Origin of the sequence: Massilia sp. BKSP1R2A-1, from assembly GCF_050586525.1 — a bacterium.
GTDB lineage: Bacteria > Pseudomonadota > Gammaproteobacteria > Burkholderiales > Burkholderiaceae_D > Telluria.
In genome coordinates this window covers 171,659-185,793 of record NZ_JBOBRE010000007.1, presented here as the reverse complement: position 1 = coordinate 185,793, position 14,135 = coordinate 171,659, and the positions used below count along the sequence as shown (strand labels likewise).

Annotated in this window: 7 protein-coding genes; all 7 read left to right on the top strand. The window is 65.4% G+C overall.

Going from position 1 to position 14,135, the window contains the following annotated elements:
- Positions 1 to 3 precede the first annotated feature (3 nt).
- The 7 genes from ACQ7JA_RS12955 (at position 4) to prsT (ending at position 13,945) form a co-directional block, all read left to right on the top strand.
- Positions 4 to 936 (top strand): LysR substrate-binding domain-containing protein, encoded by a 933-nt coding sequence (locus tag ACQ7JA_RS12955; protein WP_430898276.1) that lies wholly within the window; start codon positions 4 to 6, stop codon positions 934 to 936.
- Positions 937 to 1,075: 139 nt separating this feature from the next.
- Positions 1,076 to 4,633, top strand: a complete 3,558-nt coding sequence (locus tag ACQ7JA_RS12950) for an indolepyruvate ferredoxin oxidoreductase family protein (RefSeq protein WP_430898274.1) — start codon at positions 1,076 to 1,078, stop codon at positions 4,631 to 4,633.
- Between the two features lie 237 nt (positions 4,634 to 4,870).
- Entirely contained in the window at positions 4,871 to 8,158 is a 3,288-nt protein-coding gene (gene icmF, locus ACQ7JA_RS12945; protein ID WP_430898272.1) for a fused isobutyryl-CoA mutase/GTPase IcmF, read from the top strand.
- A gap of 170 nt (positions 8,159 to 8,328) precedes the next feature.
- Positions 8,329 to 9,351, top strand: a complete 1,023-nt coding sequence (locus ACQ7JA_RS12940; RefSeq protein ID WP_430898270.1) for a polysaccharide deacetylase family protein — start codon at positions 8,329 to 8,331, stop codon at positions 9,349 to 9,351.
- An 11-nt stretch (positions 9,352 to 9,362) separates the two neighbouring features.
- Positions 9,363 to 10,640: a hypothetical protein gene (locus tag ACQ7JA_RS12935; protein ID WP_430898268.1), complete on the top strand. Its 1,278-nt coding sequence runs from the start codon at positions 9,363 to 9,365 to the stop codon at positions 10,638 to 10,640.
- 41 nt (positions 10,641 to 10,681) lie between these two features.
- Positions 10,682 to 10,996, top strand: coding sequence for a hypothetical protein (locus ACQ7JA_RS12930; RefSeq protein WP_430898266.1), 315 nt, complete (start codon positions 10,682 to 10,684; stop codon positions 10,994 to 10,996).
- Between the two features lie 171 nt (positions 10,997 to 11,167).
- Positions 11,168 to 13,945: an XrtA/PEP-CTERM system TPR-repeat protein PrsT gene (gene prsT, locus ACQ7JA_RS12925; protein WP_430898264.1), complete on the top strand. Its 2,778-nt coding sequence runs from the start codon at positions 11,168 to 11,170 to the stop codon at positions 13,943 to 13,945.
- The last annotated feature ends 190 nt before the right edge of the window (positions 13,946 to 14,135 follow it).

Sequence of the window (14,135 nt, the reverse complement as noted above, 5' to 3'; positions counted from 1 at the left end):
AGTATGGAATTCCGCCAGCTGCGCTATTTCGTTGCCATCGTCGACCACGGATCGCTCTCGCGCGCCGCCCTGGTCCTGCACGTGGCGCAGCCGGCGCTGACCCAGCAGCTGCGCCAGCTGGAGGAGGAACTCGGCGCCCAGCTGCTGCACCGCTCGGCGCACGGGGTCGTCAGCACAGACGCCGGCAAGATCTTCTACGAGCATGCCCAGGCCATCCTCAAGCAGGTGGCCGACGCCCGTTCGGCGGTGGTGCAGTCGACCACCCGCCCTTCCGGCAGCGTCTCGCTCGGCCTGCCGCACAGCATCTCGGGGGCGCTGGCGCTGCCGATCCTGAGCGCGGCGCGCGAGCGCTACCCGGAAATCACCCTGCAGCTGACCGAGGAGATCACGGGCAGCCTGGCCGAGCAGCTCAAGTCCGGGCGCCTGAACCTGGCGGTGCTGTTCGACGACGTCCCGCTCGGCCACTTCACCGGCACGCCCCTGGTCGAGGAAGACCTGATGTTCATCTGCCGCGCCGGCTCGCCCTTCGCCCCGACAGGGTCTCACGTGCGCCTGGCCGAGGCCCTGGCCAGCACCCTGATCCTGCCGGCGCGCCAGCATGGCGTCCGGCCGCTGGTGGAGCAGGCCGCCAGCAGCGCCGGCCTGGCGCTCGGCGCCGTCCTCGAGATCAACTCGCTGGCCATCCTGCGCTCGGCCCTGCTGGCCGACCTCGGCGCCACCCTGCTGCCGGTCGCGCCCCTGCTGACGGACATCGAACGCGGGGCGATGGCGGCCTGGCCCGTGGTCGACCCGGCGGTGACGCGCCAGGTGACGCTCTGCGCCTCGCGCAACATCCCGCTCACGAATGCGGCCGCCGCGATCGGAAAGCTGGTGCGCGAAGTGAGCGAAGACCTGTGCACGCGCGGCGCCTGGCCCGGCGCGCGCCTGCGTGAATAACGGTCATCAGAATTTCTTATACCCCCATCCGGATTCCCTATTGGCTTAGCCGAGGCCAAATCCCTACACTCCACGCGGTCAATATGCGCCCTGCCTACCCGGCGGCGGCGCTGCACAGAACCACACAATGGAGACCCGCATGCCAGATACCGTCACGCCGCACACCGCGGTGCCGGACTTTTCGTCCCGCTTGAGCACCGTCACCCTCGACGACAAATACACCGCCCGCACCGGCAACATCTTCCTCTCCGGTATCCAGGCCCTGGTGCGCCTGCCGATGATCCAGCGCGAGCGCGACGCCGCCGCCGGCCTGAACACGGCCGGCTTCGTGTCCGGCTACCGCGGTTCGCCGCTGGGCGGCCTCGACGAGACCCTGTGGAAGGCCAAGGGCCACCTGGAAGCGAGCCACGTGCAGTTCGTCCCCGGCGTGAACGAAGACCTGGCCGCCACCGCCGTCTGGGGCACCCAGACCGTGGACCTGATCGGCCCCGCCAAATACGACGGCGTGTTCGCCATGTGGTACGGCAAGGGCCCGGGCGTGGACCGCTGCGGCGACGTCTTCAAGCACATGAATCATGCCGGCACGGCGAAACACGGCGGCGTGCTGCTGGTGGCCGGAGACGACCACGGCGCCTATTCGTCGACCCTGCCGCACCAGTCCGACCACATCTTCTCGGCCTGCATGATCCCCGTGCTCTACCCCTGCAACGTGCAGGAATACCTGGACCTGGGCGTGCACGGCTGGGCCATGTCGCGCTACTCGGGCTGCGCGGTGGCCTTCAAGGCCCTGGCCGATACGGTCGAATCGAGCGCCTCGGTCGACGCCGATCCTTTCCGCGTCGAAGTGAAGTATCCGAAGGACTTCGCGATGCCGGAAGGCGGCCTGAACACCAGGCTGTCCTCGGTGCCGCTGGGCCAGCAGGCCCGCGCCCAGGAAGCGCTGATGCAGGACTATAAAATCTACGCGGCCCTGGCCTACGCCCGCGAGAACAAACTGAATCGCACCACCATCGACAGCCCGGACGCCAAGCTCGGCATCATCGCCTCCGGTAAATCCTACCTGGACGTGCTGGAAGCGCTGGAAGAACTGGGCATCGACGAAGCGATGGCCGTCAAGGTCGGCCTGCGCCTGTACAAGGTCGCGATGATCTGGCCGCTGGAGCCGGAAGGCGTGCGCGAATTCGCGCAGGGGCTGGAAGAGATCCTGGTGGTCGAAGAAAAGCGCCAGGTCGTCGAGTACCAGCTCAAGGAACAGCTCTACAACTGGCGCGACGACGTGCGTCCCCACATCGTCGGCAAGTTCGACGACAAGGGCGAATGGGTCGCGCCGCGCGGCGACTGGCTGCTGCCGCCGAAAGCCGACTTCTCGGTGGCGCAGGTGGCGCGCGTGATCGCCGGTCGCATCGCCCGCCTCGTCACCGACGAAGCGACGCGCGATCTGATCAAGGCCCGCCTGGCCTTCCTGGAAGCGAAGGACGCCGTGCTGCAGAAGGCGATCACCACGCCCTTCCGCCCGGCCTTCTACTGCTCCGGCTGCCCGCACAACACCTCGACCAAGGTGCCGGACGGTTCCTTCGCGCTGGCCGGCATCGGCTGCCACGTGATGGCGACCTCGATCTATCCGGAGATGAACAAGCTGACGACGCACATGGGCGGCGAAGGCACGCCATGGATCGGCCAGGCCGCGTTCTCGCAGGTGCCGCACGTGTTCCAGAATCTGGGCGACGGCACCTACTTCCACTCGGGGTATCTCGCGATCCGCGCGGCGGTGTCGGCCAAGGTCAACATCACCTACAAGATCCTGTACAACGACGCGGTCGCGATGACGGGCGGCCAGCCGGTCGACGGCACCACGTCCGTGCCGCACATCGCCCAGCAGATGGCGGCCGAAGGCGTCAAGCGCATCGCCCTCGTCACCGAAGACCTGTCGCGCTATGCCGACCGCTCGAACCTGCCGGCGATGGTCACCCTGCACGACCGCAAGCACATGGACGACGTCCAGCGCGAGCTGCGCGAGCTGCCGGGCGTCACCGTCATCATCTACGACCAGACCTGCGCCGCCGAGAAGCGCCGCCGCCGTAAAAAGAAAGAGTTCCCGGACCAGAACCAGCGCATGGTGATCAACGAAGCCGTCTGCGAAGGCTGCGGCGACTGCGGCATCCAGTCGAACTGCGTCTCGATCCTCCCGAAAGAGACGGAATTCGGCCGCAAGCGCCAGATCGACCAGTCCTCCTGCAACAAGGACTACTCCTGCGCCAAGGGCTTCTGCCCGAGTTTTGTTACCGTCGAAGGCGGTGCGCTCAAGAAGAGCAAGGCCGGCGTGTCGAAGAACGGCCCTGACGATGGCTGGGGCGCGCTGCCCGAGCCGATCCTGCCGAGCGTCGAGCACCCCTACAACATCCTGATCAACGGCATCGGCGGCACCGGCGTCATCACCGTCGGCGCCCTGATGGGCATGGCGGCCCACCTCGAGGGCAAGGGCGCCTCGGTGCTGGACATGACCGGCATGAGCCAGAAGAACGGCTCGGTCACCTCGCACGTGAAGATCGCGGCGACGCCGAGCCGCCTGCGCGCCCAGCGCATCGCCACCGGCGAAGCGGACCTGATCCTCGGCTGCGACATCCTCACCACCGGCGCGGCCGACGCGGTGTCCAAGATGCGTCCGGGCCGCACGCTCGCCATCGTCAACCTGCACGAGCAGCCGACCGGCACCTTCGCCCAGCAGCGCGACTGGGAGTTCCCCTCTAGCGATGTACGTGCGCTGATCCTGGAAGCCGTTGGCGGCGAAGCGGGCGTCGATTTCGTCGATGCGACCAGGCTGGCGACCGCCCTGATGGGCGACTCGATCGCCACCAACCTCTTCCTGATGGGTTACGCCTGGCAGAAGGGCCGCATCCCCTTGACGGAAGCCGCCCTGCTGCGCGCGATCGAACTCAATGGCGTGGCCGTGGCCTCGAACAAGATGAGTTTCCTGTGGGGCCGCCGCGCCGCCGTGGACTTCAAGCGCGTCGAGAAGCAGGCCATCCCGGCACAAGCCATCGTCGTGCAGATGCCGCAAAGCCTGGACAGCGTCATCAAGAAACGCGTCGAGCACCTGACCGGCTACCAGGACGCGATGTATGCGGCCGTGTACGAGGACCTGGTCAAGCGCGTGCGCGAAGCCGAGACGGCCAAGGGCCTGGGCAGCAAGCTGTCGATGGCGGTGGCGAAGAACTACGCCAAGCTGATGGCCTACAAGGACGAATACGAAGTGGCGCGCCTGTACACCGACGGCCGCTTCGTCGAGCAGCTCAAGGACCAGTTCGAAGGCGACTTCGCCTTGAGGTTCAACCTCGCCCCGCCGCTGTTCGCGAAGAAGGACGCCAAGGGCCATATGGTCAAGGCGCAGTACGGCTCCTGGATGTTCGGCGCCTTCAGGCTGCTGGCGAAGATGAAGGGTCTGCGCGGCGGCGCCTTCGACCTCTTCGGCCACACCGCGGAGCGCAAGATGGAACGCGCGCTGATTGGCGAATACCGAGAGATGGTGGAAAGCCTCATTGCGAGGCTGGATGCAGGCAACCACCTTGACGCGGTCGAACTGGCCTCGCTGCCGGACCAGATCCGCGGCTTCGGCCACGTAAAGGAAAAGGCCGTTGCCGAATTCCGCGCACGCAAGGCGGAACTGCTGTCCGGCAACATCAAGCGCCGCGCCGCATAAGTAGCCACCGGCCCTGAACAACGTCATACGCGCCACTGGCGCCTATGACTCCCGGCGTAGGCCGGGATCCAATTTCCCTGCCGCGAGCCAACCGAATTTGATTGGCGCGCGACAAGCTCGGGTTCCGGCCTGCGCCGGAACGACGTTCACAGGCACGTAGTCTTCTTGACGTTAACGTTAACGTCATATACCGTAGCAAACTACCCCTGTCCTCCCGATTTCCAAGGACCCACACCCATGAACGACATCACTTCCGCCGCCAAACTGGACCTGCCGGAGCAGCCGAAGCTGGCCAACAAGGTGCGCTTCGTCACCGCCGCTTCCCTGTTCGATGGCCATGACGCCTCGATCAACATCATGCGCCGCATCCTGCAGTCGAACGGCGCCGAAGTGATCCACCTGGGCCACAACCGCTCGGTCGACGAAGTCGTCACCGCCGCCCTGGCCGAAGACGTGCAAGGCATCGCCATCTCGAGCTACCAGGGCGGCCACGTCGAATACTTCAAGTACATGATCGACCTGCTGCGCCAGCGCGGCGGCGCCCACATCAAGGTCTTCGGCGGCGGCGGCGGCGTGATCGTCCCGAGCGAGATCGAGGAACTGCACGCCTACGGCGTCACCCGCATCTTCAGCCCGGAAGACGGCCAGCGCATGGGCCTGGTCGGCATGATCCGCTCGATGCTGGAAAGCTGCGACGTCGATCTCTCGTCCTATGCGCCGACCTCGATCGACGCGCTGCGCGCCGGCGAGATCGCCGAACGCCATCGTCCCCTGGCCCAGCTGATCACCGCCCTGGAGAGCGGCAAGGTCGACCCGGGCCTGCGCAAGGCTGTCGTGGAAGCGGCCGACACGGTCAAGGCGCCCGTGCTGGGCATCACCGGCACCGGCGGCGCCGGTAAATCCTCGCTGACCGATGAACTGATCCGCCGCATCCGCCTCGACCAGGGCGACCGCCTGAACATCGCCGTCATCTCGATCGACCCGTCGCGCCGCAAATCGGGCGGCGCCCTGCTGGGCGACCGCATCCGCATGAACGCAATCAACCCGTGGAACGGCCAGGCGCGCGTCTTCATGCGCTCGCTCGCCACCCGCGAAGCCGGTTCCGAAATCTCGCAGGCGCTGCCCGACGTGATCGCGGCCTGCAAGGTGGCGGGCTTCGACCTCGTCATCGTCGAGACCTCGGGTATCGGCCAGGGCGACGCCGCCATCGTGCCGCACGTGGACACCTCGATGTACGTGATGACGCCGGAATTCGGCGCCGCCTCCCAGCTCGAGAAGATCGACATGCTGGACTTCGCCGACTTCATCGCCATCAACAAGTTCGACCGCAAGGGCGCCCAGGACGCGCTGCGCGACGTCGCCAAGCAGTACCAGCGCAACCGCGAGTTGTGGAGCCGCCAGCCGGACGAGATGCCGGTCTACGGCACCCAGGCCTCGCGCTTCAACGACGACGGCGTGACCGCGCTGTACCATGGCCTGCTGCCAAAGCTGGCGGAACTCGGCCTGCAGGTCGAGCCGAGCAAGCTCGCTACGCCTTCGCAAAAGTACTCGAGCGGCAAGAACGTCATCGTGCCGCCGGCCAGGGCCCGCTACCTGGCCGAAATCGCCGACACCGTGCGCGGCTACCACCGCAACGTCAAGAAGCAGGTGCAGCTCGCGCGCGAGCGCCAGCAGCTGAGCGAGACCAAGCGCATGCTGGCGGCCGCCAACCGGGAAGTCGTCCTCGACGACCTGATTACCGAGCGCGACAACGCCATGGAAGGCGGCGCGAAAAAGCTGCTGGCCATGTGGCCGGACATGCAGGCCGCCTATGCGGGCGACGACTACGTTGTGAAGATCCGCGACAAGGAAATCCGCACCCGCCTGGTGCAAAAGACCCTGTCGGGCAACCCGATCCGCAAGGTCGCGCTGCCGAAATTCGAAGACCACGGCGAAGTCCTGCGCTTCCTGATGCTGGAAAACGTGCCGGGCTCCTTCCCCTACACCGCCGGCGTGTTCGCCTTCAAGCGCGAAGGCGAAGACCCGACCCGCATGTTCGCGGGCGAAGGCGACGCCTTCCGCACCAACCGCCGCTTCAAGCTGGTCTCGACCGGCATGGACGCGAAGCGCCTGTCGACCGCGTTCGACTCCGTCACCCTGTACGGCGCCGACCCGGCCCTGCGTCCCGACATCTACGGCAAGGTCGGCAACTCGGGCGTGTCGATCGCGACTCTGGACGACATGAAGGTGCTGTACGACGGTTTCGACCTGTGCAGCCCATCGACCTCGGTCTCGATGACCATCAACGGCCCGGCCCCGACCATCCTGGCGATGTTCATGAACACCGCCATCGACCAGCAGATCGACAAGTTCGTGCTTGATAACGGCCGCCAGCCGACCGACGACGAAGCGCAGAAGATCAAGGACTGGGTGCTGATGAACGTGCGCGGCACCGTGCAGGCCGACATCCTGAAGGAAGACCAGGGCCAGAACACCTGCATCTTCTCGACCGAGTTCTCGCTCAAGGTCATGGGCGACATCCAGGAATATTTCGTCCACCACCAGGTGCGCAACTTCTACTCGGTGTCGATCTCGGGCTATCACATCGCCGAAGCCGGCGCGAACCCGATCTCGCAGCTGGCCTTCACGCTGTCGAACGGCTTCACCTTCGTGGAAGCCTACCTGGCGCGCGGCATGCACATCGACGACTTCGCCCCGAACCTGTCCTTCTTCTTCTCGAACGGCATGGATCCGGAATACACGGTGCTGGGCCGCGTGGCGCGCCGCATCTGGGCGGTCGCCATGCGCGACAAGTACGGCGCCAACGAGCGCAGCCAGAAGCTGAAGTACCACATCCAGACTTCCGGCCGCTCGCTGCACGCGCAGGAGATCGACTTCAACGACATCCGCACCACGCTGCAGGCCCTGATCGCGATCTATGACAACTGCAACTCGCTGCACACCAACGCCTACGACGAGGCGATCACCACGCCGACCGACGAATCCGTCCGCCGGGCCTTGGCCATCCAGCTGATCATCAACCGCGAATGGGGCCTGGCGAAGAACGAGAACCCGAACCAGGGATCGTTCATCATCGACGAGCTGACCGACCTGGTCGAAGAGCAGGTGATGCAGGAATTCGAGCGCATCGCCGAACGCGGCGGCGTGCTGGGCGCGATGGAGACCGGCTACCAGCGCGGCAAGATCCAGGAGGAGTCGATGCTCTACGAGCACCAGAAGCACGACGGCACCCTGCCGATCATCGGCGTGAACACCTTCCGCAATCCGAAGGGCGCGGGCGCCCCGGCGACGATCGAGCTGGCGCGTTCCACGGACGACGAGAAGCAGTCGCAGCTGACCCGCCTGGACGCCTTCCACGCCAGGAATGCCGACCGGGCCCCGGCTGCGCTGGCCGCCCTGCAGCAGGCCGCGATCGACAACGAGAACGTGTTCGCGAAACTGATGGACGCGGTGCGCGTCTGCTCGCTGGGCCAGATCACGACCGCGCTTTTCGAGGTCGGCGGCCAGTATCGCCGCAATATGTGAGTCCTGCCGCCGCCCGCGTCCGCGGGCGGCGTATTGACAGCAGCGGCGGCCCGCGGCGTCGCTGCCGATCTTTGCTTTTTTCTGCACAACCTTGCAACACAGTTGACAGAAGAGAACCACTTTCCGGTTTAACGCATGGTAACATCTTGGCACATCACATTAGGTCATCCATGCGCACCCGGGTCTGCATCACAATCGACACAGAATTCAGCATCGGCGGCGCGTTCGGCAATGCCGGACGCGAGCCTGTGGCCGAGCCCCTCGTCTGGTGCAATGCCCGCGGCCGTTCGGAAGGCCTGGGCTTCATGCTCGACACCTTCCGCCAGTACGGGGTGCAAGCCACCTTTTTTGTCGAGACCGTGCAGCGCCTCTACTTCCGGCACGATCCGATGCGGCCGATCGCGCAAAAGATCCGCGATGAGGGCCATGAAGTCCAGCTGCACACCCACCCCTGCTGGACCCTGTTCGAACACGAGGACTGGCGCGAGCGCGCGCGCCAGGCGCGCCGTCCGGACGACTTCTTTGGCCGCAGCGAAGCCGATTCGGTCCGCCTGCTGGAACAGGGTATCGCCACCTTCCGCGACTGGGGCGTCGACAAGCCCAAGGCTTTCCGCAGCGGCAATCTGCAGCACGACGCCAACCTCTACAAGGCCCTGAAGGCCGTCGGCATTCCCTACAGCTCGAATATCGCGGCGGGCGTATTCCAGAGCGGCGACCCGCAATACAAGCTCTACAGCGGACAGCACCTGCTCGAGGGGGTGGTCGAATGCCCGGTCCTGACCTTTGCCGACTGGCGCTTCGCCGGCAAGACCCACCTGAAGGCCCTGACGATCGCCGGCACCAGCTTCCGCGAGACCCGCATCCTGCTCGAAAAGGCGCGCGCCGCCGGCATTCCGATGGTCGTGATCCTGACCCACCCCTTCGAATACGTGCGTTCGCGCGACGTGTCCTTCACCCACCTGCGGCGCCAATACGTCACCCAGCGGCGCCTGGTAAAACTGTGCCAGTACCTGCAGCACAACAGCGAACACTTCGATGCCTGCGGTTTCGCCCATGCCCTGGATGCCAACGCCAAGACCTCGGCGCGCAACGAGCTGCTCGACGTGCCGCTCTGGCACAGCGTGCCGCGCATGGCGGAACAGGTCATCTACGACAAATACAGCGGCTGGGCGCTCGGCCGCGCCGCATCCTGATGAAGCCGACCATGCTGCCTGCCGTCGTCGTCGGCATCGACACCCCGATCGGCCTGACCATCGTGCGCGACCTCGGCCGCGAGGGCGTGCCGGTGATCGGCATCGGCCGCAGCGAGCAGGCCCTCGGCATGGCATCGCGCTACCTCCAGCGCGGCCTGGTGCGGCCACGCGAGGCTCAAGCGCTGATCGAGCAGCTCGCCGACCTCGCCGCGCAACTGGGTCCGGCTCCCGACGGACAGCCCGGCGCCGCCTGCCTGTTTGCGGTGTCCGAAAACGATATCGCGCTGCTGAACCGCCATCGCGCGCAGCTCGGCGGCTACCGCATCATGTTCCCCAGCCAGGTGCTGATGGATCGCGTGCTGCACAAGGACCGCACCTATGCGGCCGCAGCCAAGGTAGGCATCCGCACGCCGCGCACCGAGCAGGTGACGGACTTGGCCCACCTCGATGAGGTAGCGCCCACGCTGCGCTATCCGGTGGTGCTGAAATGGGCCAATCCGCACGAGGTCGGGGCCGCGCTGCACGCCGCCGGCCTGGTGCTCGACAAGACCCACTACTGCCACACGCATCAGGAACTGCTGGACTACCTGCGCCCCTATGCGCGCGCAGGCAGGTATCCGCTCATCCAGGAATACTGCCCCGGTTATGGCCTGGGCCAGTTCGTCCTGATGAAGGACGGCGTCCCCCACTACACCTTCCAGCACCGCCGCATGCACGAATGGCCGCCCGAAGGCGGCTTTTCCAGCATGTGCGCCTCGCTCCCGCAGGACAGTCACGCCGCCCTGATGGCGCAATCGGTCGCCCTGCTACGCGAGCTCGAATGGGAGGGCATCGCCATGGTGGAGTACCGCCACGACCCGGACACGGGCGAATCGGCGCTCATGGAAATCAATGGCCGTTTCTGGGGCAGCCTGCCGCTGGCCTACCATGCCGGCGCGCGCTTCCCGAGCCTGATGTACCGACTGTTCGGGCTGGGCCAAGGCATTGCGGCCGCGCCCTACCGGGGCGGGGTGCGCTGCCGCTACATGCTGCCCGAGACCAAGCGTCTGCTGCGCATCCTGCTGGCGCCGCACCGCATCGCCGACAAGAAGCTGCACTTCCGCCCGTTGCCGGAACTGTTCCACTACCTGCTCGACTTCCTGCGCCCCGGCATGCGCTACTATGTCTTCGAGCTGAAGGATCCTGGCCCCTTCCTCAGCGATATCTGGCAGATGGCCAGGAAGGCGGGCAGTCTCGTTGCCGCTCGCCTGCCGCGCTTGCCACGCCGCAGCGCCGCCCCCGGCAAGTAGCCGTTCACGGGGCTGTCCGCGCCAGTACGACGGAGACCCGCATGCCGATCCAGCCCGAACAGCTTGCCGCCCTGATGCACGAAGTCGAACAGGAAGACCCGATCGACTTCGCCGACTTGCCCTTCGCCGAGGACGAGCTGCGCACCCTGGTGGCCACCCACCTGTGCGAGATGGCCGCCGCCATGGAGAAGTTCAGCACCGAGGACCGCTTGATGACACTGCTCGCGGTATCGGCCAAACTGGTGCTCGAAAACCTCGTGCTGCACGTGCAGCTGCTGCGCCGCCACGGCCTGCCGGTGGGCGACAATGTCGAGGCCCTGCTGGGCCGCCTGCGCAAGGGCGAGGCGCCGGAATAGAGCGCGTCCGACTACTTCCCGTATTGCTATTTTTTTGAGAGCAACAGTTGGGAAGAATTCGCAACAAACCATCATCCTTGTTGCGTTGGCACACGAATCCATCATGTATTATTGTTGTCGAGTTAATTCGCATCAATATGCGATGCTCCAGACAACCCACAAGGAATCACGATGCCGCGCCACGCCTCCAAGCTCAACAAGCTTTCCGCAGCCCTTCTTTCCAGCGTTTTCCTCATGGCGGGCCTGACGGCCTGCAACAACGAGTCGACCGCGACCTTGCTGGCGGAAGCCAAGCAATACCAGCAAAAGGGCGACCTGAAGGCCGCCATGATCCAGCTGAAGAACGCGGTGGCAAAGAGCCCGGAGGACGGCGAAGCGCGCATGCAGCTGGGCATGCTGCACCTGGAAGTGGGCGACGCCGTCTCGGCCGACAAGGAACTGCGCAAGGCGCGCTCGCTCGGTGTCGACGCCGCGCGCGTCCTGCCGATTCTCGGCAAGGCGAATATGCAGCAGGGTCGTGCCAAGGAATTATTGGAAGATATCAGCGCCGAGCAAGCCAAGGGTTCGGCGCCGCTGCTGACGCTGCGCGGCGACGCCCTGCTCGTGACCGGCAAGCCGGATGAGGCCAAGGCCGCTTTCGACGCCGCGCTGGCGGTCGACCCGAATGCCGGCGGCGCCCTGCTGGGCCTGGCGCGCCACGCCATGCAAGGCGGCGACAAGGTGGTTGCCGAAACCTTCCTGTCGCAGGCATTGGCCAAGGATCCGAAGAACCCGGACGTGTGGATGGCGCAGGGCACGGTACATCGTATGAACGGCAGGCCGGACGAGGCAATCGCGGCTTATAACGAGGTCCTGAAATTCAAGCCGAATCATCGCGACGCTTTCATCGAGAAAGCCTACGTGGAAATCGCACGCGGCAAATTCCCCGAAGCGAAGGCGGCCATCGAAGGCGCCGAGAAGGCGGCCCCGGGCAACCTGCTGGTGACGTATACCCGTGCCCTGTATGAATTCACGCAAGGTAAATATTCCGTGGCCCAGGAGTCGTTGCAGAAGATCTTGAAGGTAGCGCCGGATCATATGCCGACCCTGCTGCTGGCCGGTGCTTCGGAAATGAACCTGGGCCAGATTCAGCAGGCTGAACAGCACCTGCGCAAGTACATCGAGAGCAATCCGAACAACGTCTACGCGCGCAAGCTGCTGGCCCAGACCCTGCTCAAGAGCAGCCAGCCTGCCGATGCGGCCGCGGCCCTGGCGCCGGTGCTGAAGGACGGCAGCGAAGACGCGCAGCTGATGGCGCTGGCCGGCCAGTCCTATATGCAGGTGCGCGACTTCGACAAGGCCAGTGGCTACCTTGAGAAAGCGGTGGAACTGGCGCCCAAGGCGGCCGGCGTGCGCACCTCGCTCGGCCTGTCGAAACTGGCCCAGGGCGACCAGGCACGCGGACTCAAGGAACTCGAGACGGCGACCTCGCTCGATCCAAGATCGGCCGAAGCCAGCATCGCCCTGGTCCAGACCCAGATGGGCATGAAGCAGTTTGACAAGGCGCTGGCGACGATCGACGGAATGGAGCAGCGCCAGCCGGACAACCCGCAGGTTCACAACCTGAAGGGCATCGTCCTGCAGGCCAAGGGCGACGCCGCGAAGGCGCGCGCCGCCTTCGACAAGGCGGTGGCGCTGCAGCCGACCTTCCTGGCGGCGGTCGCCAACCTGGCGCGCCTGGACCTGATGGAAAAACAGCCGGAGGCAGCGAAGGGGCGCTTCCTGAAAGTGCTGGAAAAAGACAAGAACAACATCGAAGCAATGACCGCGCTGGCCGAGCTGGCCCTGGCGCAGAAGCGTCCTGAAGAAGCCACCACCTGGCTCGAGAAAGCCAGCAACGTCAATCCGGATGCGGTGCCGCCGGCGACCAACCTCGGCATGCACTACTTGCGCAGCAACCAGGCACAGAAGGCGCTGACCCTGGCGCGCAAACTTCAGCCTGCCAATCCGACGAATACCGCCGTACTGGAATTGCTGGGCCAGGCCCAGATGGCGACCAAGGATACCGCCGGCGCTCTCGACACCTACGGCAAGCTGGCGGCGCTGATGCCGAAATCGGCACTGGCCCAGATGCGGCTCGCCGGCGTCTATCAAGTCATGAAGAACGATGCCTCGGCCGCAACGCATCTGCGACGCGCCGTGGACCTGCAGCCGAACTTCATCCCGGCCCGCCTGGCTCAAATCGAAGCGGCGATCCGCGCCGGCCGCGGCGAGCAAGCCCTGCAGATTGCACGCGACGTGCAGAAGCTCGATCCGAAAGCGCCGGTCGGCTACATGCTCGAGGGCGACGTGTTGCTGGCGCAGCAGAAGCCGGCCCTGGCCGCGCAAGCCTTCGAGAAAGCCCAGTCGCTGGGCGCGTCGCCAGAGGTGTTCGCCAAGACCCTGCAGGCCCTCGGCATGGCCGGCAAGACCAAGGAAGTCAAAACGCGCGGCGCCCAATGGCTGGCCCAGCATCCGGAGGACGTGCGCGTGGCCCTGATGGTTGCGGAAACCAACCTGGCCAGCAAGGAATACAAGCCGGCGATCTCGGTGCTGGAACGCGCGCTCAAGACCGCGCCGAACAGCCCGCTCGTGCTGAACAATTTGGCCTGGGCCTACCAGCAGGAGAAGGATCCTCGCGCGCTGGCGACCGCCGAGCAGGCATTCAAGCTGGCCGGCGACAACCCGGGCGTCATGGATACCCTCGGCTGGCTGCTGGTGGAGAAGGGCGATACCGCGCGCGCCGTGCCGCTCTTGCAAAAAGCTGCGGAAAAAGCGCCGGCGTCACCGGAAATCCGCTATCACCTCGGTGTCGCCCTGCATAAATCCGGCGACAAACAGGGGGCTCGCCGAGAAATCGACAAGGCGCTCGCACAAAATACGCCATTCAATGACATCGAAGCCGCGCGCGCATTGCTCAAGACACTGTAATTCGATAATATATTGATACCAAACTGTCGAGTTTCCATTTCGCTGCAATGCTGGCATTGCAGCGAAAATGCCTCCAAGGAAGAGGCTGCGGAAACCGACGCACAAGCCATGCCTCAATGTAAGGACATGGCAAGCCAAAACCCGGCGACCACCTGAAATCTCCCTTGCCATCATTTCGGCACGGGGACAG

Coding starts and splice junctions, on each gene's coding strand:
- ACQ7JA_RS12955 (WP_430898276.1), top strand. CDS start 4: ATGGAATTCCGCCAGCTGCGCTATTTCGTTGCCATCGTCGACCACGGA.
- ACQ7JA_RS12950 (WP_430898274.1), top strand. CDS start 1,076: ATGCCAGATACCGTCACGCCGCACACCGCGGTGCCGGACTTTTCGTCC.
- icmF (WP_430898272.1), top strand. CDS start 4,871: ATGAACGACATCACTTCCGCCGCCAAACTGGACCTGCCGGAGCAGCCG.
- ACQ7JA_RS12940 (WP_430898270.1), top strand. CDS start 8,329: ATGCGCACCCGGGTCTGCATCACAATCGACACAGAATTCAGCATCGGC.
- ACQ7JA_RS12935 (WP_430898268.1), top strand. CDS start 9,363: ATGCTGCCTGCCGTCGTCGTCGGCATCGACACCCCGATCGGCCTGACC.
- ACQ7JA_RS12930 (WP_430898266.1), top strand. CDS start 10,682: ATGCCGATCCAGCCCGAACAGCTTGCCGCCCTGATGCACGAAGTCGAA.
- prsT (WP_430898264.1), top strand. CDS start 11,168: ATGCCGCGCCACGCCTCCAAGCTCAACAAGCTTTCCGCAGCCCTTCTT.